Annotated in this window: 18 protein-coding genes; 8 read left to right on the top strand and 10 right to left on the bottom strand. The window is 54.4% G+C overall.

Annotated elements, in window-relative coordinates:
- Window positions 1-10 precede the first annotated feature (10 nt).
- The 3 genes from ACPXSQ_RS12255 to ACPXSQ_RS12245 form a co-directional block, all read right to left on the bottom strand.
- A complete protein-coding gene (locus tag ACPXSQ_RS12255) occupies window positions 11-2,185 on the bottom strand; it encodes a sensor domain-containing phosphodiesterase (RefSeq protein ID WP_028715829.1) in 2,175 nt (724 codons plus the stop codon).
- A gap of 245 nt (window positions 2,186-2,430) precedes the next feature.
- Window positions 2,431-2,670: a hypothetical protein gene (locus tag ACPXSQ_RS12250; RefSeq protein ID WP_014604946.1), complete on the bottom strand. Its 240-nt coding sequence runs from the start codon at window positions 2,668-2,670 to the stop codon at window positions 2,431-2,433.
- A gap of 422 nt (window positions 2,671-3,092) precedes the next feature.
- Window positions 3,093-4,556, bottom strand: coding sequence for a methyl-accepting chemotaxis protein (locus ACPXSQ_RS12245; protein ID WP_014594672.1), 1,464 nt, complete (start codon window positions 4,554-4,556; stop codon window positions 3,093-3,095).
- 340 nt (window positions 4,557-4,896) lie between these two features.
- Here ACPXSQ_RS12245 and ACPXSQ_RS12240 point away from each other — a divergent pair, with 340 nt between their 5' ends.
- Window positions 4,897-6,678, top strand: coding sequence for a GGDEF and EAL domain-containing protein (locus ACPXSQ_RS12240; RefSeq protein ID WP_014604945.1), 1,782 nt, complete (start codon window positions 4,897-4,899; stop codon window positions 6,676-6,678).
- A gap of 16 nt (window positions 6,679-6,694) precedes the next feature.
- Here ACPXSQ_RS12240 and ACPXSQ_RS12235 read toward each other — a convergent pair whose 3' ends face one another.
- A complete protein-coding gene (locus ACPXSQ_RS12235) occupies window positions 6,695-8,272 on the bottom strand; it encodes a sensor domain-containing diguanylate cyclase (RefSeq protein ID WP_014604944.1) in 1,578 nt (525 codons plus the stop codon).
- Between the two features lie 364 nt (window positions 8,273-8,636).
- Between ACPXSQ_RS12235 and iraP the strand changes: the two genes are divergently transcribed.
- The gene (gene iraP / locus ACPXSQ_RS12230; protein ID WP_022622436.1) at window positions 8,637-8,990 is read left to right on the top strand and encodes an anti-adapter protein IraP; all 354 of its coding nucleotides are present in this window, start codon (window positions 8,637-8,639) and stop codon (window positions 8,988-8,990) included.
- A 98-nt stretch (window positions 8,991-9,088) separates the two neighbouring features.
- Window positions 9,089-10,186, top strand: coding sequence for a D-alanine--D-alanine ligase (gene ddlA, locus ACPXSQ_RS12225; protein WP_019104881.1), 1,098 nt, complete (start codon window positions 9,089-9,091; stop codon window positions 10,184-10,186).
- Window positions 10,187-10,204: 18 nt separating this feature from the next.
- On the opposite strand, the gene ACPXSQ_RS12220 is transcribed toward ddlA, so the two are convergent.
- The 4 genes from ACPXSQ_RS12220 to ACPXSQ_RS12205 all read right to left on the bottom strand — a co-directional run bounded on the left by ACPXSQ_RS12220 (window position 10,205) and on the right by ACPXSQ_RS12205 (window position 15,377).
- Entirely contained in the window at window positions 10,205-11,629 is a 1,425-nt protein-coding gene (locus ACPXSQ_RS12220) for a GGDEF domain-containing protein (RefSeq protein WP_014604943.1), read from the bottom strand.
- Between the two features lie 261 nt (window positions 11,630-11,890).
- A complete protein-coding gene (locus ACPXSQ_RS12215) occupies window positions 11,891-13,366 on the bottom strand; it encodes a SulP family inorganic anion transporter (protein ID WP_042677132.1) in 1,476 nt (491 codons plus the stop codon).
- Window positions 13,363-13,995, bottom strand: coding sequence for a carbonic anhydrase (locus ACPXSQ_RS12210; protein WP_013027314.1), 633 nt, complete (start codon window positions 13,993-13,995; stop codon window positions 13,363-13,365). The genes ACPXSQ_RS12215 and ACPXSQ_RS12210 overlap by 4 nt, the downstream gene beginning before the upstream one ends.
- A gap of 572 nt (window positions 13,996-14,567) precedes the next feature.
- The gene (locus ACPXSQ_RS12205; protein WP_013027315.1) at window positions 14,568-15,377 is read right to left on the bottom strand and encodes a 5'-nucleotidase, lipoprotein e(P4) family; all 810 of its coding nucleotides are present in this window, start codon (window positions 15,375-15,377) and stop codon (window positions 14,568-14,570) included.
- 108 nt (window positions 15,378-15,485) lie between these two features.
- Here ACPXSQ_RS12205 and ACPXSQ_RS12200 point away from each other — a divergent pair, with 108 nt between their 5' ends.
- On the top strand, window positions 15,486-16,193 hold the full coding sequence (locus tag ACPXSQ_RS12200) for a polyphenol oxidase family protein (RefSeq protein ID WP_426143890.1): 708 nt from the start codon (window positions 15,486-15,488) through the stop codon (window positions 16,191-16,193).
- A gap of 162 nt (window positions 16,194-16,355) precedes the next feature.
- Entirely contained in the window at window positions 16,356-18,377 is a 2,022-nt protein-coding gene (locus ACPXSQ_RS12195) for an NADPH-dependent 2,4-dienoyl-CoA reductase (RefSeq protein WP_105080636.1), read from the top strand.
- Here ACPXSQ_RS12195 and rlmG read toward each other — a convergent pair whose 3' ends face one another.
- Entirely contained in the window at window positions 18,378-19,496 is a 1,119-nt protein-coding gene (gene rlmG, locus ACPXSQ_RS12190; protein ID WP_014594681.1) for a 23S rRNA (guanine(1835)-N(2))-methyltransferase RlmG, read from the bottom strand.
- 82 nt (window positions 19,497-19,578) lie between these two features.
- Between rlmG and ACPXSQ_RS12185 the strand changes: the two genes are divergently transcribed.
- The gene (locus ACPXSQ_RS12185) at window positions 19,579-20,082 is read left to right on the top strand and encodes a M48 metallopeptidase family protein (protein WP_014604939.1); all 504 of its coding nucleotides are present in this window, start codon (window positions 19,579-19,581) and stop codon (window positions 20,080-20,082) included.
- On the opposite strand, the gene ACPXSQ_RS12180 is transcribed toward ACPXSQ_RS12185, so the two are convergent.
- Complete coding sequence (locus ACPXSQ_RS12180) at window positions 20,079-21,767, bottom strand: chloride channel protein (RefSeq protein ID WP_013027320.1); 1,689 nt, start codon at window positions 21,765-21,767, stop codon at window positions 20,079-20,081. The two genes, ACPXSQ_RS12185 and ACPXSQ_RS12180, sit on opposite strands and share 4 nt — an antisense overlap.
- A gap of 135 nt (window positions 21,768-21,902) precedes the next feature.
- Between ACPXSQ_RS12180 and ACPXSQ_RS12175 the strand changes: the two genes are divergently transcribed.
- Window positions 21,903-22,883 (top strand): Gfo/Idh/MocA family protein, encoded by a 981-nt coding sequence (locus ACPXSQ_RS12175; RefSeq protein WP_426143886.1) that lies wholly within the window; start codon window positions 21,903-21,905, stop codon window positions 22,881-22,883.
- Between the two features lie 260 nt (window positions 22,884-23,143).
- Window positions 23,144-24,115, top strand: coding sequence for a TerC family protein (locus tag ACPXSQ_RS12170; protein WP_013027322.1), 972 nt, complete (start codon window positions 23,144-23,146; stop codon window positions 24,113-24,115).
- Window positions 24,116-24,150 lie beyond the last annotated feature (35 nt).

Here is a 24,150-nt window from a genome sequence, read left to right as displayed (position 1 = left end):
CGGCGAAGGCTTAATTCAACGGGGTGAGATAGAGTTGTTCAAACCGGGGTGCGCTGACCGGAGAGCCCGTCTGGTTGCCCTGCAAAACGTCGCATTCAGCCGCGCAAATCAACGCGTGCTGTGCGTCGTTCTCAATGCCCTCGGCGGCCACCGTAATCCCCATATTTTTAGCCAGTGACGCGATAGCGTTGATTAACAGCCGGGTTTTGTTGCTCTTCTCCAGTTGCAGAGTCAGTGATTTATCAATCTTAAGCCCCGCGACGCAGCGATGTTGTAACAGGCTCATTGAGGCAAGGCTTCGGCCAAAGTGATCGACGATCAATAATGCTCCCGTCGCCTGAATGGCTTCTAAAACCTGCGATTTGATGTCCACAGTATTGGTCAGCAAGGGTTCGTCCACTTCCAGGTCGATAAAACCTGCGTCATCGCCGGCACACTGACGGATCACCTCTTCAAGGCCAGCCTCCATTAGCTGGCGCGGAAACAGGTTAATACTGACCCGCAGGGACAGATTTTGCGCACGCCACTGCTTAACCTGACTGACGGCAGACTGAACAATCCACGTCCCCAGAGTAATGGACAAAGGGCTTTTAATCAGCATATCGATGAAATCAGCGGGAAACAGCAGGCCCCGCGCCGGATGCATCCAGCGTACCAGGGCTTCACAGCCGATTAACTCGCCATTCTGGGCATCAAACCGCGGTTGATAATGCAGAACAAACTGCTGCTGGCGAACGGCGGCTTCCAGCTCACGTTCAAACCGACGCCGCCCCAGTTCCGCCTCACGAAACTCAGACTTAAACAGCACTGACTGGCCTTTGCCGCTTGCCTTAGCCCGGTACAACGCCAGATCGGCTGCTGACATCACCGATGAGGTATCCGTCGCGTGATGGGGAAAACTGGCCACCCCGGTGCTGGCACCGACCGCTATAGTCGAATCCATGTAATGAAAAGGCGTCTGAATCGCGGCGGTGAGTTGCTGGGCAATCTTCATCGCCTCATCGCTACCGCAGGGCAGTAAAACGATAAACTCATCGCCCCCCAGACGAGCGGCGGCGATAGCCTGAGTGCAGACAGCGCGGATTTGCTCAGCCACATGGCAAAGCAATGCATCACCAGCCGCATGACCGCGGGTGTCGTTAACGTCTTTGAAACTGTCTAAATCTGTCATCAGCAGCGTATAAGGTACGCCTGATTCAGTTAGCTTGCTGAGCTGCGTCATGAAGGCGCTTCGGCTGGCAAGCCGTGTCAGCATGTCCAGTGAGGCCAACTCGCACAGACGGGCTTCGCTCTCGTAACGAAGCGTCACATCCCGAATGATCATACCGATGTAACGCTCAATGCCTTCCCGCCAGCCGGAAAAAGAGACTTCCGCCGGAAACTCTTCCCCATTGCACCGCTTGCCCCAGATCTGCAAGGTACGCGGCGCTGAGATAGCCGCCTCTTCATGTTCAAGGCGCTCAAGCTCATTGCGGTAATCCGTCTGGCAGCGCTCTGGAATGAGTCCGGCAACGTATTTACCCGCCATCTCTTCAGCATCATAGCCAAACATGTTGGTCGCCGCAGGGTTCCAGAAGGTAATCCCCCGGTTCAAATCCGTACAGATAATAGCATCGGGCGAGGTTATCGAGATGGCTTCGAGGCGCTGCTGACTGGCATGACGCAGCACCTCCATACGATGAACTTCCATGCGATCCATGACCAGTGCGGCAAGATCGGTCAGATTCTGACGGTCGGTCGTACTCATCGCGGGGCGTGGATGATTATCGGTCAGACAGAGCGTACCAATGCGATGCCCGTCCGGCGTAATCAGCGGCACACCCGCATAGAACCGGATAAAAGGATAACCCTGCACCAGCGGGCTGTTTGCGAAACGGGGATCGTCGAGCGCATTGGGAACGCAAAGGATATCGTCACTTTCGAGCGTGTGGTGGCAGAACGCGACGCTTCGCGAGGTTTCTGTGATTTGCAAACCATAACGCGACTTAAAAAACTGCCGTTTTTCATCAATCAGCGACACAAATGCGACCGGCACGCTGAACAGTCTGGCCGCCAGGATAGTCAGTCGATCAAAGGCTTCATTGGGCGGCGTATCCATCAGATGGTACTGGGCAAGCGCACGCAAGCGTGCGACTTCACAGCCGCTTTCAGTTGAGTGCTTCAGAGTTTGTCCTCCTGAGGTCATATACTGTGGCCGGGCATCTCACAGTAAAAAGAGGACGCCTGCAATCAGACAGAACCAGGTAACGCACTACACATCAACCTGAAGCCGCAACATAGGTCCGCCTGTACAGCATAATGTCAGAGATCAGAAACCTGTACTGATAACGACATCTACTCTTACATAGTGCCCGATGTTGCAATTATCGTCCGTTCAGGAGCGAACTTCATAGCTAAAACCGTGTTTACGCTTTCAAAGGGTAAAAATCGTCATTTTTTCTGTTGCGGCACCAGTTCGTAATGGGGATGGCGCCCTGCAAGCAGCAGCAGAAGCTCATACTCCCCCTGACTTAGCAGGGCGACCTTGGCGGTGGCCTCTTTGGTTTGCCATGCCCGCAAACTCAGGTCGAAGCGTTCGGCAGCCCCTTCCTGCGACAGGCCAGCGGCAATCCGCAGTTCACGCACGTTATTCTGGACGGTAACGGGCCGTCGGACGATTGAATTTCCCAAACCAGGCTCCCTGTGGATAAAGTAGGGTAACAGGTCGTCAGCCGATCCCTTCGGTGTCCGCTGACACATCTGTCTGCAACCGTTGCAGCACACATTTCATAAGGATTTTTAATCTTATCTGTTGAAATGTCAAACAGGGGGCAGCTCGTCTGTAGGGATTATTTATCTCTAAAAGGAGGGTCAGTTCAGCCCGGCTTATTTTGATTAAGCGAAACGCCTTTATATTTAACTGGCTCAAAATTTTGGTTTTTATTCTGTGTTGTTATTATGTAAGTAAATATTTATCACGGAATGCTCTATTTAATGCAAACAAAAAACCCCGCATCCAATACGGGGTTTTAAAAGGCATCGCGGCAGGTTAGCGCGTTTATAAGGTATCAGGTTGTTCCCAGTCCCTTAATATCTTATGAGACAGGCACGAATTAACGGCCAAACGCGACCCACGCATCATCATCTTTGGTCGGTGCAGAGACGATGTGACGCTTCGCCGGTGCTGGCGTGACTGGGGAAAACTGAGCGGGGGACGTCGCGGGTAGCGTAAACCGCGTGATCACGCTGGTCAGCGTTTCCGTCTGATTATTCATGCTCTCTGCTGAAGCCGATATCTTATGAACCAGCGTGCTGTTTTGCTGCGTCACACGGTCAATCTCGGCAACGGCGATCGTCACCTGAGAAAGGCCCTTGCTTTGCTCTTCGGATGCCAGCGCTATCTGGCTAATCAGCTCGTTAACGCTGCTCACGTTCTGCAGGACCTCTTCCATCGTGCTGCCGGCGCTGTCGGCTGCTCCGCGCCCTTCACCAATGCGCGCGACCGTGTCCGCAATCAGTCCTTCTATCTCTTTCGCCGCTTCAGCACTGCGCTGGGCCAGCGACCGAACTTCGCTGGCAACAACCGCAAAGCCACGCCCCTGTTCCCCGGCACGTGCGGCCTCAACCGCGGCGTTGAGGGCCAAAATGTTGGTCTGGAACGCGATGCCATTAATAGTGGCAGTAAACTGGCGGATTTTTTCAGCCCCCACGGCAAGTCCCGTCATCGCGGTCACTACCGTTTTAACCAGCTGCTCGCCTTTCTGCGTTGTCTGGGCTGTTATACCTGCCAGCTCACGCGCTTCACGACTGTTTTCAGCATTGTGCCGAACGGTGGCCGTCAGTTGCTCCATGCTGGCAGCCGTCTCCTCCAGCGCCGCAGCCTGGGTGGCCGTTCGGTTCGACAGGTCAGCATTCCCTTTCGCAATATCCCCCGCTTCAAAGTTCAAAACAGAGGCGTTATCGCGAATAGCCAGAACGGTATTTAACAAACTTTGTTGCATTTCTTTTAATAAAGGAACCATTTGCCCGACACAATTCCTGCCAAGATCTTCGGGTTCACGGGTCAGATCACCTTCGGCAATCACGCGGAAGTGAGCGCGCAGTTTCGCGACCGGTCGCACCAGGTGCACCACCAGATAACGGTCGCAAAAGAGCAGCAGCGCGGTGACGGCGGCCAGCGTCACCAGAAAGAGATCGACCAGCTTCTGATGCTCATTGCGCAGCGGTGCCTGATCAGCGGAAAGCTGCTGTTCAAGTGCCGTGAGCCGTTCCTGAGTTGCTGCGGGATAATCCTGAGGCGCGCTGGTGAGAGCGGTACGATACCGCTGCCAGTCAGCCTCTGCCGGTGCCTGGGCGGCAATGTCTGCATGCGTAGCCGTTGCGTTAGCCTGCACCTGCAAGCTGGCGCGATTAAGAAAAACCAGCTGCTGAGTCAGGCTGTTACTGCGGCTGGCCTGATGGTCGATTTCATTGATGATGAACGATCCATATGCGCCGGCTAACGCGATAATCATGACAGCAGCGATAAGGATCCAGAGGACAACGCGTCTGATTGTAAAATTTTTTAGAATATTCATGGTATTTCCCCGGTGTGGCGACGTAAAAAAAGCTAAAATAAAATATTCACGGCTAATAGTTGCGAGCAAAACAATAGCGCGCTACTCTTATCTGAGTATTGTGGCAGCGTTATTGAAAAAATAAAAATCAAAAATTGATTAAATGTATGCATCGTCGATAACTAATAAATTCATTAAAGAAAATAAAAAGAGACATAAAACCAGAACGCGCCTATTATTTACCGAGAAAAAAACTATTTTTTATTTTCCTTTCGCCGAGTCCGGCCTCATTCCGGTGTTTTTATTCGACATTTTTTCTTTTTAATTTCGCGCCGTGAGCAATCCGGAGCGGAGGACACACATGCTTATGAATCTCGACGGCGATCATGAACGCCGCACGCGTGCCCTTGAGGCCCTTCGCTACCCCGATGAAAGTCGGGATGATGTGCTGAGAAAATTCGTCAGGCTTGCCAGTCAGGCGCTGAATATTCCCGGAAGCTTTATTTCGGTCATTGATGACGAATTCCAGTACATTCGTGCCTCACACAACTTCAAGCTGGAGCGCTCCTCCCGCGAGGACTCCCTTTGCCGCTACGCGGTAGACAGCGATGCTGCGGTGGTGGTGCCAGACACGTTTCTGGACAACCGGTTCGCGGCACATCCGCTGATCATTGGTGCCCCCTTTATTCGTTTTTATGCGGGCGTACCGCTTAAAAACCGCGATGGCATTAATCTGGGCACGCTGTGTGTGACCGATATTCAGCCGCATCCTTTCACCCCGGCACAAATCACGACGCTGACACTGCTGTCATCACTGGTGATGTCATTTCTGGAAGCGTGGCATTCTGCAGGATTTATCGATCCGGTGACGAATCTGCCAAATCGTCAGCGCCTGATCCGCGACATGCATTATCTGGCGGCTGCCGGTGACACCACGCTGCGTCGCCTGGTCCTGATTGACTGTATAGATATGCCCCGTGCCTATGAACTGGCCCGTTCAATGGGCATGGCCCCGGTCGAAAGCCTGCTTAAAGATGTTGCGACACTGCTGCCTTTACGCCTGCGTCCTGCACCCAGCGATATTCTTTACACCGTGGCGACTGGACGTTTTGCCGTGCTGACCCGGGCGGACAGCCGCATCAGTGCTAACTGGGTGGCCTGCCAGATGGCGGGCATCAGTGCGGATTTGGGTGAAGGCCTCTCGGTGGGGCTGAGTACACACACCGGTGAAGTCGATTTTGTCTCCGGCATTTTCCCCCCTCACGAAACGCTGCGTCAGGCAGTCAGTGCCTTGCATGAAGCCATCGATCGGGGATTGCCCTCTTTACGCTTTAGCGAGGCCACCGACAACAAACGTACCCAGGACTTCACCCTGGTAAACGATCTGGCAAGGGCGTTGCGGGAAAATAGCGGCCTGTATTTGGTTTACCAACCCAAAATTTGCTTACAAAGCGGCAAGCCTATTGGGCTGGAGGCGCTGATTCGCTGGCGCCATCCCGTACACGGTGAACTCTCCCCTGCCTCATTTATTCCGCTGGCCGAGCAGACAGAGATACTCACGAGCCTGACCACCTGGGTCATAGACAACGTGATTACACGCCTGAAACGTCTGCGCAATAGCTGTATCCAGTTGCCGATCACGATTAACGTTAGTGAGCGTGATTTCTCGATTGATGGCTTCGCGGACGTGCTGGAAGAGAGAATGTTAAAGGCGAAACTCCCCACGTCGCTGCTGGGAATTGAGTGCCTGGAAACAGAGCGCATTGTGGAAAGCCCTTCCGCCATGCGCGGACTTGAAATGCTTAAACTGCGCGGCTTCGGTATTTCTCTTGATGATTTTGGCACTGGCTACAGCAATATCAGCTATCTTCGCCGTATGCCGCTGGACGTGATTAAACTGGACAGATCGTTGATCAGTGAGCTGTCGTCAGATACGGCGTCACGCATCATCGCCCGCAACATCATCGCCATGCTGAAAGAGCTGGATTATGTCGTGCTGGCTGAAGGCGTAGAATGCGTCGATACCGTCGAGGCATTAACAGAATATGGTTGTGACCAGGCGCAGGGCTTTTTCTACTCCCGGCCGCTGGCAGACAGTGAACTGGATCACTGGCTGCACTGGAAACTGCGTGAGATGTGCTGATATACGGCGCGCAGGCTTATCCGGCAGGATAGCGAGAGATCGCGCCCTCGTGGCTTATCATCACCCGATTACGGCCATCCCCTTTGGCCGCATACAACGCTTCGTCTGCCCGTCTTAACAGGGCGTCTTTGTCCTCCGTTTCACTTAGCGTCGCGACGCCGAGAGAGACAGTCATCGCACTGATAAACGGAAATGACGTTTTGCTGACGGCTTCACGGATGCGTTCCGCCATCGCGGCCGCGTCGTTCAGTGCCGTACCGGGAAGCAGCAAAATAAACTCCTCCCCCCCAAAACGGCTTATCACATCCAGCGTGCGGCATCGCTTACGCAACAACCCTGCCAGGCTTACCAGAACCTCGTCTCCCGCATCATGCCCGTAGCGATCGTTGATCTTTTTGAAGTGATCGATATCAATAGCGATGGCGCTTTGCACAGGCTCTTCGCTGTGCTGCGCCGCCTGAATATAAAAGCCGCGCCGGTTATTCAGTCCGGTCAGCGGATCGGTCATGGCTTTATCATTCAGGTCGGCAACGTGCCCGGCGACCGCCCGACGATGCTGCTGAACCGCCTCTCTCAACCTGTCCGCTTCGTTATACCAGGTGTTAACCGATGAGAGCAGCTCCGGGCTGGCATCGCTACCACCATCGCGCACCATTCCGGCCAGTTTTTCCAGCGGATAAGAGATGCGCGTCGCCAGAAAGGCCATACAGGTTGCGGTGAGCACGATAACACCGAGGATAAACCAGAACGCGCTCCTGGCCGTGTGCGCCATCAGGCTACCCACGGTTTCTGAGGTGCCTGACATAAAAATATTCCAGTCGGTTTTTTGCAGGCTGGCATAGCCGATGAGGTATTTTTTGCCCTCCTCCTGAATCATTAACTGACCACTCGTGGTTGAGGCCAGCCGCTTTTGCAACTGTGGGCTTAGCGCCATGCGTTTGCCAACCTGGGCTGGATCGTGACTGAAAATAACGGAGCCGTCATCACTGACAATACTCACCGAGGTGCCATCCCCGTAATAATGCTGGCTCAGCACATCACTCAACATGCTCTGTTTCTTCAGGTAGATGGTTCCACAGATAAAACCAAGATAACGACCATCCGCTGCAAACAGGGGCTGTGACAGCAGCACGACGTAATTGCCTGAAGGGGAGTTGAAAGGCGAGGAAATAAAGGGCTTACGGAACGTAATAGCCTGCTCTGTCTGCGGAGTGTCTACTTTCACGCCCACGAGGCTGAGGCTTTCAGGCGAAACGGAAGCGATAACGGCATGACGATCAACAACAGCGACCGAATTGAAAAAGCCGGACTGCTGCAGTAAACGCGTGGTTTCGCGATGCAGCCTGTTCAGATCGTTGAGATCGGTGATCTGATTAGCACTCCAGGCCAGTTCGCGCTGAGCAATAGTCAGGTAATGATCGGTCGTATCCGCCAGCTTGCGCGCGTAGGCGATGTTACTGTCTAACAACGACTCTTCAATATTGCTCTTTTGAAAAATAAACAGCGCGCCCAACAGCAGACCTGAAGTCAGTATGACGCTTCCAATGGATAACGCGGTAAGGAGCGTTCGTAGATGTATTTTTCTGCGATACATATTGGGTTGCGCTGAGGATGAGTTAGTCAAATTTTAACCGCCGCAGCGCCAGACAAACGCGAGAATAAACGCCTGTTTACTTGTCTTTCATACTGAATGACGTTACGCATTGCTGTAAAAGCAGCCTGATACTCTTTTTTTTACGTTGTGCAGCATTTAGGCGCCGTGAAGGTGTAATCTGGGCCAGCGGTTACCCGGGCGTTTTTGGGTTTACCCTTGCCAGGCATTCCTGCCGGATAACGCCTCTGGCGGCGGCGCATAGCCTTTCGTGATAAGCGGAATCATCCGATCACGGCACGGTTGCCTGTGCTTTTCTCCGCGCTAATAATGTTCAACACCTACACAGACTTTGAGGAAGACCATGATGAAAAGCGCTGTTCTTAGCATGCTGGCCAAAATTTCAAAAATGGATGCTGAAACGAAAGAACTGGTTGCTCAGACAGAAGCGCAGTCGCTGTTGCTCAGCGCGTTGACGCTGACCGTGGGCAAAAGCGGCGGTGTCGAAGAGCTGATTTCAGCGATCAGCCAGGCCATCAATACGGTTCTGGAGTCCTCTGACGGCCTGATTAAATCCGATGCGGAGCTTCTGCTGACCAAATTTCAGGAGCAGTTAACGCTGACCCGGCTGGTGGATGAGGAGTCAAAAGAGTTTCTGAAAAGCGTTCCTCAAAAATCGCTTCCCTCCGTCTCCGGTAATGAAAAAATTACCGACTGCTAGCCACCGCCTCTGAGGGCGATGCGTTAAGCGCGTCTGTCTGTCTTTTATCGTCACGCCTGTGGTAGGGTATTTATTTGCCTGTACGTGGATAAGGTTCGATGAAAAAACAGCGAGTTGGCATCGTGTTCGGTGGCAAATCCTCTGAGCATGAAGTGTCATTGCAGTCGGCTAAGAATATTGTTGATGCGATTGATAAAACCCGGTTTGAGGTTGTGCTGCTGGGGATTGATAAGCAAGGCCAGTGGCATCTTAATGATGCCTCAAACTTTCTGCTGAATGCGGAAAATCCGTCGCTGATTGCCCTGAACCGCACGGCAAAACAGGTCGCACTCATCCCCGGCGAACCCCAAAACCAGATCATTGACCGAAAGGACGCCCATCCGCTGTCGCAGCTCGACGTGATTTTTCCCGTGGTTCACGGCACGCAAGGCGAAGACGGTTCCCTGCAGGGTTTGCTGCGCATGGCTTCGCTCCCCTTCGTTGGCTCGGACGTGCTGGGCTCTGCCGTCAGCATGGATAAAGACGTCACAAAACGCCTGCTGCGGGATGCCGGTTTAAAGGTTGCCCCCTGGCTGAGCGTGACGCAGGCGCAGATGAACAATCTGGACATCGAAGCCGTTATCGCACGCTTTGGACTCCCGCTTTTTATCAAGCCAGCGAATCAGGGATCGTCCGTTGGCGTCAGTAAGGTCACCACCGCTGCAGCGTTTCGTGCGGCGCTGGAGCTGGCGTTTAGGTTTGACAATAAGGTTTTGATTGAAAAAGGGATTAAAGGTCGCGAGATCGAGTGCGCCGTGCTGGGCAACGATTACCCAGAGGCCAGCCCCTGCGGCGAAGTCGTGGTGAGCGATGCCTTTTATTCCTATGACACCAAGTACATTAGCGAAACCGGCGCACACACGGTGATTCCGGCGGACATTCCTGCGGCTGTCGATGAGGCGATTCGTGAGGTGGCGCTCACCGCCTTCACCGCGCTGTCCTGTTTTGGTCTGGCCCGTGTTGACGTGTTCTATACCGAAGACGGTGAGATTATCGTGAATGAGGTGAATACCTTACCCGGCTTCACCAACATCAGCATGTATCCTAAGCTGTGGCAGGCGGCAGGTCTGAGCTATCAGGATCTGATTACCCGCCTGATTGAGCTGGCACTTGAACGTCATCAACAGAACGCGTCGCTCAAAACCAGCGTTAATTAATCGCCACCAGCGGCCTGCTCAGGCAACGTCGCTGGTCATCTCACTGCGCGCATTGCCGGGTGAGGTCTGATTGCGGCCGTTTCGCTTAGAGATATAAAGGTTTTTATCCGCGGCAGAGATCAAACGATTAACCGTTTCGGCCCACTCCACACCGGGTTGCGCCTGGCCGTATGCCAGCCCCAGGCTGACGGTGACGGTGACCGCGTTGCCATGCAGTAAGAATTTCTCTTTAACGATGCTCTGACGAATGCCTTCAGCCAGTGAATAAATCATTTCCGGCGAGAGGTCGAACTGCACAATCACAAACTCCTCTCCGCCAAAGCGGCAGATATGGCCGTGGTTGCCCACCAGCGGCGAAATGCGCCGCGCGATCTCTTCCAGTACCCTGTCGCCCGCATCATGGCCAAAATTGTCATTGACCGATTTAAAGTAGTCCACATCCAGCAGGATCACCCCAACCTGACGTTGCTCAGAACAGGCTTCATTGCGGAGATGTTCATACAGCCCCGAACGCGACAGGAGCTGGGTCAGAAAATCGTAGTCCGCACGTAGCGCCAGACGTTCATTGAGCTGGCGAATCGCATCCATGCTTACTGCCACAATTAACGGACTCAGGGCGATCGTGGCTACGCCGAGGCGCGCTGAGGTCAGATGGCTGATGGGCAGCAGACTGTTATCGCCCTGAATATTCATCACACCGTGAGAAACCAAAATAATTTGGCTAATCCCGGTTATCAGGGTGATCAGGCTGGTCAGCGGCACAGGCAACACGATGGCACACCAGATCAGGGCTGGCACCGGTAAGGTAAGGCTGCCCGCCCCGCCCATTAACGCCCCGGCGACCAGTGACAGCACGACGGCAATTAACGGGACAATTTTGCCCATTTGCAGCCGCCGGGCTGAAATCCTCACGCGCCAGCTTGAGGTTAACAGAAACGGCAGCAGCATGAGTCCGGTCGAAAACTGCTCGCTGAACCAGTTCATCCACGCGTCGGCAAATTCGGCATTTATGCTGCCGACCTGCGCCAGGCCGCCCCAGGTGGCGCAACCGAACGCCGCCAGCAGGCAAGCCGGAAAAATGCGCATGGCGTTAGCGATACGCTCGCTGCTGGAGTCGTGCTGATACTGCCGCCCCATCACCACGACGCAAATCAGGATAAACAGAATATTGGCAACGTTCAGTGTGAACGCCGGTAAGGTCCAGCCTGAAAACACCGCGTCGTTAAATACCATGGCGCTGAAACAAACAAGATAAAAACGGGTGCGATGAAGAAAGGGATAGCGCAGCATCATACCGGCAATAAAGGCGTTAACCGGCCAGAACAGGGATAAGTCATGGGGAATACGCAGATGTCCGCCGACAAAACAGAACATCAGAGTAATCATAAACAGCCAGAGGGCACTTTTTTTAGCATTGTGCTCTTCAAACAGCTTAACGCGCATACGTCTGGACCTTGTCACAAAGAGGCTTACCATCACGCCGCTTACGGGGTATATGGCGTTATGATTATTTAACCCTGAATCTTGTCTGCGCCATTCAAAGAAAAGCACCCTTAAATGAACGAACGTTAGCGATTTGAAGCCCGTTACTGGGTATAAGCATGCACGCAGAGATCCCCATTCATTATGTCTTACAAATAAAAAAATCGGATATCCGAGATATCCGATTTTTCACGTTTTGTCTGACTGTTTTGGTCTGAACGGTTATTTCACCGCCACCGGCCATTGACTCAGACGGATTCCCCGCTTATCCGCATTCTCACCAAAATCCTTCAGGACGGCTTTGACGTCCGGATCGATGTATTCTGCATTATCGTTATCGACGATTACCACGCTATTTTCGGGTATTTTATCAAGCAGCCCCTGCAGTTTAGGATTGTGCATAAACGTCAGATTTTGCTGGAAACGTAAAACGTAGTGGTCGTCATAACGTGTAAGCTGCAATGCGTTACGGTGGCTCTTGTAGATGCTGTAAAGGATCTGGGTGGCAATACCGATACCGATACCGACCAGCATCCCCAGCGTAATAATCCCAATAATCGTGGCCAGGAACGGTACGTACTGTTGCGCGCCCATGCGGAACTGCTCAATAAACAGACGGGGTGCGGCCAGCTTGTAGCCGGTGTACAGCAGCACCGCCGCGAGGCTGGCGAGCGGGATAGCATTCAGCATTTCACTGAACCACATTCCGCAAATCAGCAGCATGACGCCATGCAGCAAAATGGACAGTTTAGTTTGTGCGCCAGCGTTGACGTTAGCCGAACTCCGTACGATCACCGCCGTAATGGGCATAGCACCAAGGAAGCCGGCCGTCAGGTTACCTATGCCCTGGGCAAACATTTCTTTGTTGGGTGACGGCGCTGGGGTTTGCGGCCGCAGCTTTTTCAGGGCTTCCTGGCTTAACAACGTTTCCAGACTCGCCACCAGCGCCAGGGTCAGGGCCACGACCCAGACCTGTGGATTTTTCCATGCCATCCAGTCCGGGGTTTCCAGCTCCGCCATCATCGCGGAAACGCTGTCAAAAGCGGGCAGTGAAATGCGCGGTAAGGCACCGGTGAGTTCAGGGAACAGTCGCGCGCCTGCAACGGTCACCACACAGCCAAACAGCACGGCGAACAAGGGGCCAGGTATCCATGCCAGTGCCTTGATTCGTTTAATGGGTCCGGTTGTCCATACAAACAGAATGAACAAGCCCACTAAAGAAACCAGCAGGGCGGACAGCGAGAATGTCATTTCCCCGTTGACCAGCGACACTAACTTCACGCTGCCGCCCGCGCCCAGCGCGACCGGTATCTGCTGCATAATCAGCAGCAACCCAATCGCCGCCAGCATGCCCTTGATGACGCTGCCGGGCACCAGGGCGATGAAACGCCCGGCGCGTAACAGGCCAAACAGACATTGCAGCACCCCGGCGATAATCAGGGCGGTCAGAAACGCGGAGAAGCTGCCCAGCGTCGCCATAGAGGCCACGACGATGGTCACCAGGCCCGCGGCCGGTCCGCTGACCGCAAAACGTGAAGGGCTCAGGGAGGTCACGAGTATCCCGCCAATCACCCCCGTCAATAAACCGGCAAACGGCGGTAGTCCGCTGGCCTGTGCGATGCCCAGGCAGAGCGGCAGTGCGACCAGAAACACAACCAGCCCTGCCGGCACATCGCGGCGTAATGTATCCAGATTCATGGTGAAGACTCCTCTGCAGATTGCTGAATCAACTCTTTAAGATGACCCGATTGCAGGTCGTAAACACAGCCAAACACGTCCAGTTCCTGACCAGACTGCCAGGCCTGCCGTACCGGTTCGGCCGTCACCAGATTGGCAAACTGCACCAAAACATTGGCCTCAACCAGACGATTCAGTTTCTCGCTTTCCGTCTCCTGCGTGGCTTCGCTGTGAAGATGACTCGCTAACCCACGCCGCAGAAAAGTAATACGCCGTGCCAGTGCCGAATCCTCTGTGGCCAGCGGGCTGTCGGGCAGGGATAAGGCCGCCTGAACGCCTCCGCAGCCGTAGTGACCGCTCAGCACGATTCGCTTTACCCCAAGGTAAAAAACGGCATATTGCAGCACGCTAAGCAGGTTATCGTCCTCTGCCACGACCATATTGGCGATATTACGGTGAACAAACAGTTCACCGGGATGCGATCCCGTTAATACCTCCGCCGGTACCCGACTGTCTGAACAGCCTATCCATAATGAGTGCGGTTTTTGCTGATATAAGGATTTTTCAAAATAGGCGGGGTTACGCTGGCGGCGCTGAAGTGCCCAACTGCGATTTTTCGCTAATAAGGGTTTAAGTGTCGTCACAATCATCTTCTCTCTACGACCGGGAACAGGACGTTCTGGCTGACCACGGAGTGAACCCGCTCACTTAATATCCGCGAATGGGTTACGAAACCTGAAGCTCATCACATTAAAAGGTTATAGCTGCTTATCATTATCAATGCACACGGAATATTTCAGCCCAGAAAAACAGGGCGTTTTATGTAAGCACTTATTCAACAAACGTCATGGTTACGTAAATAAAATTAAGAGGTCATACCACTGAGGCATCTGGTTATTTTAATTATTTATCATTAAAATCATTTAGTTAAATATTTATCAGGAAAAGCAAAACTGACAAATAAATACAAAACACTTTCCGGGCGAGAATGAAAAAAAACAGAGGTCGCGCATCAGACCAGGATTACTCTTAAATGCAGAATTTATGAATAGCACAATCCACCGCCTTTATTCGAATTAGGCAGTTAAATGAACTTTGTTAGAGGGAATATTAAAGCAAGAGATAGTTAATTTAATTTGCGTGAGAATAGTGACGACAGTAAGTAAATGCCCACAGCGATGTAAAAAGAGCCTACTCATTGCAGGCTCTCTGTATTGACACATTATTTACCGTTCCAGGCCCTCAGGCGCGCTTCACGGACGGAGAGCTGCTGTTCAGGCGTCAGTTTATTGTAATTCTCGGCCATCCCGCTCTCCCAGTCGCCGTAGAGCGGGTTCGGCAACACAATGAACTGTGTACCAAACTGTGCATGGTTACGCTCAACAAACGCCTGGCGCTGTGCATTCCCCTGATGCCAGGTTGCCCCACCAAAATCGTTCAGGTTGTCACCGATATACAACACCACGTTGTAGCCCGCATTTTTGATTGCATCGAAACGTGCCTGTTTGTTTGATGAGTCCGTTTTCAGGCTCACCGTTTTTTCGCTCACGCCGCTAAAACCAAGCTGTTCAAGGTTAGCCACCGTCGCAGCGTAATCTTTCTGATCGCGGTTGGAGACATAGAATACGGTGCCGCCATGGCTGTTGACATAACGGGCAAACTCCACCGCACCGGGAACGGCTCTGGCCTGACGCGCCTGGGTCCAGGCTGACCAGGTTTTATCGCTGAAAGGCTGTCCATTTTTTGCCTGCCAGGCACTGTAGGCGCTGTTATCGAGCATGGTTTCATCTAAATCGACGATGACCGCTTTAGGCTTGCCGGTCAGCGAAGCCGATTGATCAAAGGCCAGACGGGCGCTGTTAAATGCCTGCCAGCTGAGCGCCTGATATTCGCCGGACTGCTGGAACCAGTCTAACGCCAGCACCGATTGCTGCCCCAGTTGCTGCTGTGCCTGCTGCCGGGCAGGTTGCGCACAGCCCGCCAGCGCCAGCACAACCATGGCTGACAGCGCGACATTCACTGAATTTTTCATCGTTTCATCCTAAGGTGTGAAAGATTTGAGTGGGTAACGCTTCAAAAATGTAGCAGTTAACGTAAGCTGAGGGCAGCAGATTGCACGCTGACCTGACAGGAGAAGAGGATGTCCGCCATGCCGCGTTCGCCATTACTTGATGCACTCGACTGGGTCGATTACGCTTTTCAGCCCGCAGGTGAGCCGCCGCCCGAGGATGCGGCCTATGGTCATCAGCGCCACAGCGCCGTGGTCGTCACCGATATCCATAATTTCCCCCCTAAAAGCTGTGATGCAGATGGCGTGATTGCCACCGGACACCGACCCGTCGCCGTGTACACGGCCGACTGTTTACCCGTATTGTTTGCCGACCGGCAAGAGAAACAGGTGGCCGCCGTGCATGCCGGCCTGCAGGGCACGCTGGCCGGGGTGCTGTACCGCGCCGTGGAGCAACTCTGTGAACGCGGCGCAACGCCCCAGAGCCTGACAGTGGCGATTGGCCCGGCGCTGGCGCCCTGCTGTTTTGAGCTTGATCGGCAACGCCTGGCAGATATTGAGCGGTTGCTAGGTATCCCCCTGCCGCTGCGCTATCACGAGCAGCAGCCTCGTAATCCGTTCGCACTGCGCCCCCAGGCCGTTGCCACCCAGGCAGGCATCTGGTTCGATTTACCGCAGTTGGCTAAGCAGATGCTGGTCAATACAGGCATACCGGCAGCACAAATCGACCTGATTCCTCTGTGTACCTACTGCGCCACCGAGTCTGGCTCCAGCTACCGTTTCAGCACCCATCACGGCAGCGGCTATCGTTCGCGCTATTCCTGGATTCGCCGCCGCTGAATTCCACTGAGTCTGCTCTTTTGCGGCGTGTTTAAGGGGCGGACTGCCGCGCCGGGTAGTGACGCTTTTATGATGTTTCTCACACCCTGATGCCATTTCACTTTTTTTTAACATAGAAATGGTTGAAGCTAACTCATCCGACCACTTTATCTGTGAGTGATTATGACAGCGCTGCCCTCCCACTATCCTGCTTTATTCACCCCGCTCGATCTGGGCTTTACTCAGCTCAGAAACCGTTTTCTGATGGGGTCAATGCATACGGGCCTTGAAGAGCGTGAAGATGGCGCGGCCAGGCTGGCGGCATTCTATGGCGAGCGTGCACGGGAAGGCGTGGCGCTGATCGTCACAGGCGGCGTGTCACCGAATCCCCAGGGCGTGACCGCCGAACACGGTGCCGTACTGAATGACGACGCACAGTGTGACTGGCACCGACAGATTACCGCCGCGGTGCATCAGCATGAGGGGAAAATCGCCCTGCAGATATTGCATACGGGCCGCTACAGCTTTCAGCGCGATCTGGTTGCCCCCTCTGCGATACAGGCCCCCATCAATCGCTTTACTCCGCGTGAACTGAGCGATGCCGAGGTTGAACAGACCATTGCCGATTTCGCCCACTGTGCCCGGCTCGCCCAGAAGGCGGGCTACGATGGTGTGGAAATCATGGGTTCCGAAGGTTATCTGATTAACCAGTTTCTGGTGCAGCATACCAACCAGCGCCAGGATCGTTGGGGCGGTGATTTTACCGGGCGCATGCAATTTGCCCTGGCAATTACTCGTGCGGTACGCGCGGCCACTGGCGAGCGCTTTATTATTATCTTCCGGCTGTCGATGCTGGATTTAATTCACCACGGCAGCACGTTAGAAGAGACGCTGCAGCTGGCCAGCGAGCTGGAACGCTGCGGTGTGACGCTGTTTAATACTGGCATTGGCTGGCATGAGGCGCGAATTCCAACCATTGCCACCTGCGTCCCCCGCGCCGCCTTTGCCTGGGTCACGCGCCGTTTGCGTCAGCACGTCGCGGTGCCGGTAGTGGCGACTAACCGTATCAACCACCCGCAGGTGGCCGAACAGCTATTACAGGATGGCTGTGCAGACATGGTGTCGATGGCGCGACCTTTTCTGGCCGATGCTGCCTTTGTCAGCAAGGCGCAGCGGGGGGATGACAACAGCATCAACACCTGTATCGCCTGTAATCAGGCCTGTCTGGACCAGATTTTTGCCGGTCATGTGACCTCCTGCCTGGTTAACCCCCGCGCCTGCCATGAATCCCTGATGCCCGTTACGCCGACGCGCGCAGCTAAACGGCTGGCCGTGGTCGGCGCCGGACCGGCGGGCATGGCGTTTGCGTTGCAGGCGGCAGAAAGGGGGCATCAGGTAACACTTTATGATGCCGCGCCAGACATCGGCGGGCAGTTCAATATCGCCCGTCAGATCCCTGGCAAAGAAGAGTTCAGCGAAACCCTGCGCTATTTTCGTCATCGTTTACCTGCGGCAGGCGTGGTCATTAAAACAGGTTGCCGGGTCAGCGCCGCTATGCTGGCTGACGTCGATGAGGTTATCCTGGCAACCGGCATTAAACCCCGCACGCCAGAGATTCCCGGTATCGATCATCCCAGCGTGCTGAGCTATCTGGATGTGCTGGCGGATAAACGTCCGGTTGGGCCGCGCGTGGCGATCATTGGCGCAGGCGGGATCGGGTTTGATACGGCAGAATACCTTTCTCAACCGCATCAGACCGAAACGGTGGACGACTTTTATCGTGAATGGGGCATCGATCACAGCCTGACGCAGCGCGGAGGTCTGATCGCCCCCGCGCCGCTGCGATCCCCTCGCCAAATCTGGCTGCTTCAGCGTAAGGCGGGCAAGCCCGGCGCAACGCTGGCGAAAACCACCGGCTGGATCCACCGCAGCAGCCTGCAGTCACGCGGCGTTGAAATGTGGGGCGGGATTACGTATCTGGCGATTGATGATGAAGGACTACACATCAAACGCGACAGCGAACCGCTTGTCCTGCCGGTTGATAATGTGATTATCTGCGCCGGTCAGGAGCCGCAACGCGAACTGGAAGCGGCATTGCGGGCAAACGGCAAACCGGTGCAGGTAATTGGCGGGGCCGATGTGGCGCAAGAGCTGGATGCCCGTCGGGCAATCGCCCAGGCCACCGCACTGGCGTTAACGCTTTAGTTAACGCATTTTTACGGCGCGCAGCACCACAAATTTTTTGTTGGAGGCCACCAGCGTGCAGTTACCGAACAGCTTTTTCAGCTTGTGGTGGTAATCAAGGTGGCGGTTGCCAACGATGCGCAGTTCTCCACCATATTGCAGGCAGCGTTTCGCATCGCGGAACATCTGCCAGGCCAGGTGGTCGGTGACCGCGTGCTGCTGGTGGAAGGGTGGATTACAGAGCACGGCATGCAAGGTATCGGATGGATAGCCACTGAGCACGTTGTTGACCCGGAACTGGCAGCGCGACAGATCGTCTGGGCGGTTGACCTCAACGTTTAACCGGCTGGAGGCCACTGCCATATAAGACTCATCAAGGAAATGCACCTCTGCCTCAGGATTCTGCGCCAGCGCCATCAGCCCGATAACGCCATTGCCACAGCCCAGATCGACGATTTCGCCCTCAATATTTTCCGGCAGATGCTGCATGAACAAGCGCGCACCGATATCCAGAGAAGATCGGGAAAACACGTTGGCATGGTTGTGAATCTGGTAAGGCGTTCCGTCCAGCGGCCAGACCTGCGTTGGCGCTTTTTCACGCAGCGCGGGTTGGGTGAACTGGCTGTATATCACCCGCGCTTTTTTTACGGCCAGCGAGGTTTTGGTTTCACCAATAATCTGTTCAAACAGTTGCAGCGTGGAGGTATGAATCTCTTTCGCACGCCCCGCCGCCAGCACCACGGTTTCCGGGGTAATCACCTGACGCACCGCACGCAGTTGCTGCTCCAGCAGGGCCAGCGTTTTAGGAACTTTAATCAACACCAGTGCGGGCGCCGCCGGTAAGTCAGAGAGGCTGTCGAGGAAATGGACGTCGCTGTCATCCAGCGCATTCAGGCGCAGGTTCTGGCGCGTTGCCTGCTGGCTCAGCCAGGAATCACTAATATGCCACACCGGACGCGAATGCAGCGCGCAGGTTAACGCCCCGAAACTGTCGTTAAAAATCAACGCCGGACCCGATGGCAGGCTTTGCTGCAACAGATATTCATCAGCGGCATCCCAGGCTTGTAACGGACTCTCGTCACGCATCTGCGGGAAACGATGCAGGGTTAGTGCGCGATCGTTCAGTTCAAGTTGGCTCATGAATTCTCCGGCGTGGTACACTTTGGTTGATTTTCGCCCCAAAAAGGGGGCGCAGTATACTGTCTTTCGCCGGGAATCTCTAATGTCCTCACTTATCTATCTTCAGGGTTATCCTGAGTCCATCCTTGAGCAGGTGCAGACCCTTATCGATCGCCAGCGTTTAGGCCCGGTGCTGCAACAGCGCTATCCTGATATGCATGACAGAGTGAGTGATAAGGCGCTGTACGACTTCACACTGGCGCTGAAAAACCGCTACATGCGAAATGCTCCGCCGATCAATAAGGTGGTATGGGACAACAAGATTAAGGTGATGAAGCATGCGCTGGGTTTGCACACCGCCATCTCCCGCGTGCAGGGCGGCAACCTGAAGGCCAAAGCCGAGATCCGTATTTCGACGTTTTTCCGCCAGGCGCCCGAACCCTTTTTACGCATGATCGTGGTGCATGAGCTGGCACACCTGAAAGAGAAAAACCACGACAAGGCGTTCTATCAGCTGTGCTGCCATATGGAGCCGGACTACCACCAGCTCGAATTCGATGCGCGCCTGTGGATGACGGAACAGGCGATGCGGGGCAACGCAGCTTAGAGAAACTGCTGCGCTTGCTGAATCAGGCTGGTTTTGGTGAGCGCCCCCAGGAAACGGCGCTCCTGCGGGTTATTCAGCACCGGCAAGCGTTCCAGCGTCACGGCCGCAAAGGCTTCCCACCCTTCCCGTAGGCTTTGATTCTGATAGGCGACCGGGAAATCCTGATCCATCACGCACTGCACCGGCGAGTCCAGATTAATCTCCTGTGCCAGCACCCTGCGCGATATCTCATGAATCGAGACAACGCCCAGGAATGCACCTTCCGCGTTGATCACATAAACATAGCGTTCGCGCTTAAGCGAACTCACCGCCAGCGCTTCGCCCACCGACGCTTCAGGCTGGAGCGCCGCGCCCGGAATAATCAGCTCGCTGATGCGCATATTATCGAAGTCATATTTGGCTTCAGAGCGGTTGAAGTGGTGAGTCACGACCGGATAGGTACTTGCCATTTGCAGGCGATAAACCACCATTGTCGCCAGCACGGAAGCGATCATGACCGGGAACAGCAAGCTACTGTTGAGCGTCATTTCCAGCACCATCAGCATCGCCATCAGGGGAGCCTGACTCACAGCAGCCAGCACCGCCGCCATGCCTACGGCGGCGAACAGCAAAACGTTATCTAGCGGAAGATGCAGCGCCACGCCGCCGAGTGCAATGACCATGCCCAGCAGCGCGCCAATGAGCAGGGACGGCGTAAACAGCCCGCCCACCGCATTGGACCCCACGGAAAGAGTGGTCGCCAGGGTTTTTAACACCAGTAGCAGCAGTAACCCGGACAGCAGATAATGACCCGCCATCACCTTCACAATCACCTCGTAACCATTCCCGAGGATATCGGTTGAAATCAGCGCCAGCAGGCCCACGGCAAATCCCCCTGCCCCAAGGCGCAACGGCAAGGACTTGACCCGACTGAACAGCGTTTTAGCGCGCGCAATCAGCCGAATAAGGAGTAAGCCGGCCAGACCAGACAGTAAACCGATCAGGATGGTAATCAGCAGGCTGTAACTATCCATCGTGAAGCTGACATCGGCCAGCGGATACAGCGCATTACGAAAGCCTAACGTCCACATGGTCATAACCGCCACAGCGGACGACACCACGAGCGGAATCAGCCGTTGTAAAGCCGACATGCCAAAAGCAATTTCCGCCACGAAGATAGCCGACGCCAGCGGCGCATGATAAACCGACGAAAGACCGGCGGCGGCGGCCATGGCGACGACGTCACTGTTTTTTAACTGCAACGCGCCGGGCAACACGCGCCCAATGATGCTGCCGCACAGGGCGGCAAGCTGAACCATTGGGCCTTCTTTACCGATTGACGCGCCGCTGCCAATACTGGCTATCGACGACAGTGCCCGGAAGAGCGAGGTTTTGGTGGGCACAACATCAAGGCGCGCGTTGATGACTTCCAGATAATCTGTTTTTACGGTTTGCTGCTGCTCGATTGCCACCGCATAGCGCAGGAAGAATCCCGCCAGCAGTCCGCCGACACCGACCAGAACCGGCCAGAATATCCAGGGCCAGAGATGCAGAGATTCGGTAATGTCGTTGCTGCGGCCAAACAGCAACTGATTGATAAACTCGATCGTTTCACGAAATAACAAGGTAACTAACGACGCCGCACAGCCAACCGGGATGGCGATAAGCAATGTGGTCCAGTTTAGTGCATGTTTACTTCCTTTCACCTGCGCTCCCCGTCTTGTGCTTAACGTGCGTTATCGAGACATATTATTGGAATGGAGATCTCAGGATCAACGTCTGGCGTTGCCTGCCCGGTTTCAGATGCTACTCTGCGTTTTTATCTGTGCAGGAGGCTAACTGTGATTCGCTTTGCCATTGTGGGAACCAACTGGATTACGCGTCATTTTATTGAAGCGGCACATGAAACCGGCAAGATGACGCTCTGTGCCGTCTATTCGCGCACTCTGCAGCAGGCAGAGGCATTCCGTCATGATTATCCCTGCGACCAGCTTTTTACGTCGCTGGAGGCCATGGCCGCCCATCCTGAAATCGATGCCGTGTATATCGCCAGCCCCAACGCCCTGCACTGTCAGCAGGCCATGCTGTTTATGTCGCAGGGTAAACACGTGATTTGCGAAAAGCCGCTGGCCTCGAATCTGCAGGAAGCTGAGGCGATGATCGCCTGCGCCTTCCGGCATCAGGTCGTGCTGTTTGAAGCCTTTAAAACCGCCAGCTTACCGAACTTTATTCAACTGCAACAGGGGCTGGCAAAGACTGGCACACTGCGCAAGGCGCTGCTGAACTATTGCCAGTATTCCTCTCGTTATCCGCGTTACCTGAATGGCGAGCGGCCTAATACTTTCGATCCCCGCTGGTCCAACGGCTCCATCATGGATATCGGTTACTATTGCCTGGCGCTGGCCGTCACGCTATGGGGCGAGCCGCAGCAGGTTAACGCCTCCGCCACCCTGCTGGAAAGCGGCGTCGATGCGCACGGCACGGTGATCCTCAATTATGGTGAGTTTGATGTCACGATTGTGCACTCCAAGGTCAGTGACTCCGTGCTGGCCAGTGAAATTCAGGGTGAGGCGGGATCGCTGGTGATAAACCGCATCGCTGAGTGCCAGTCAGTGACCTTTATCCCGCGTGAAGGGGATAAACAGGCGTTAACCCAGCCGCAGCATATCAACAGCATGTTGTATGAAGCAGAGACCTTTGTGCGGCTGGTTGAACAGCGCCATGTCAGCCATCCGGCGCTGGCGGTTTCCCGTTGCGTGGCCGGATTACTCACCGAGATCCGACGTCAGACGGGCGTCGTTTTTCCGGCCGATGCATCATGAATGTAAATATTTCAAAATATGACTGGCAATGATTGATTCCTGAGCGCCAGCCACGTAACTTACCCGCTTGCAAAGGGGAGTAACTTGTAAGCTGATTGATCGTCACTACGTTGCGCACGCATCCGGTCATCAGGCAACCCAGAATCAATTCCTGAGTTGTAAGTGAGACCTTGCCGGAAGGCGAGGTTTGCTTACACTGAATAAGCGGCTGACGTCTTCTGACTTCAGCCGTTTTTTTATTTTTCAGACAGGATACGATTATGCAAACTGTAGGTACGCCACTCCTCTGGGGCAGTTTTGCGGTTGTAGTAGTTATCATGCTGGCGATTGACCTGTTCTTACAGGGTCGTCGCGGTTCGCAAACCATGTCCTTTAAACAGGCTGCGGTCTGGTCGCTGATTTGGGTTTCCGTCTCGCTCCTGTTCAGTGCTGCATTTTGGTGGTATCTGGACGGCACCGCCGGACGCGAAGTCGCCACCAGTCAGACGCTGGCTTTCCTGACCGGCTACGTGCTGGAAAAATCCCTCGCGGTCGATAACGTTTTCGTCTGGCTGATGCTGTTCAGCTACTTCTCTGTTCCTGCCAACCTGCAACGTCGTGTGCTGATCTACGGTGTACTGGGCGCTATCGTGCTGCGTACCATCATGATCTTCGCGGGTAGCTGGCTGGTCACGCAGTTTAGCTGGATCCTGTATATCTTCGGTGCCTTCCTGCTGTTTACCGGTATCAAAATGGCGATGGCGAAAGAGGATGATGCGGCGGTGGGCGACAAACCGGTGGTGCGCTGGTTGCGTAAACACCTGCGCATGACCGACACGCTGGAAGGGGAGAAATTCTTTACCCGTAAAAACGGCGTACTGTTTGCGACACCGCTGCTGCTGGTGCTGATCATGGTCGAATTAAGTGATGTGATCTTTGCCGTCGACAGTATCCCGGCCATCTTTGCCGTCACCACCGATCCCTTTATCGTTCTGACCTCAAACCTGTTTGCGATTCTGGGCCTGCGCGCCATGTACTTCCTGCTGTCTAACGTCGCGGAACGCTTCTCAATGCTGAAATACGGCCTGGCTGTCGTGTTGGTGTTTATCGGTATCAAGATGCTGATTGTCGATATTTACCATATCCCGGTGGCGATATCGCTGGGCGTCGTGGGCGCGATTCTTGCCTCAACCCTGATGATCAACGCCTGGGTGAATCACAAGAACGATAAGAAGAAGCTGACTAAGCCTTAACGGCAGGGTAAGGAAACACAGTGAAAAAGGGCAGC

Origin of the sequence: Pantoea sp. EEL5, from assembly GCF_049892805.1 — a bacterium.
GTDB lineage: Bacteria > Pseudomonadota > Gammaproteobacteria > Enterobacterales > Enterobacteriaceae > Pantoea > Pantoea ananatis.
Note: the sequence above shows the minus strand (reverse complement) of the source record. Positions and strands in the feature narration are given on the sequence as shown.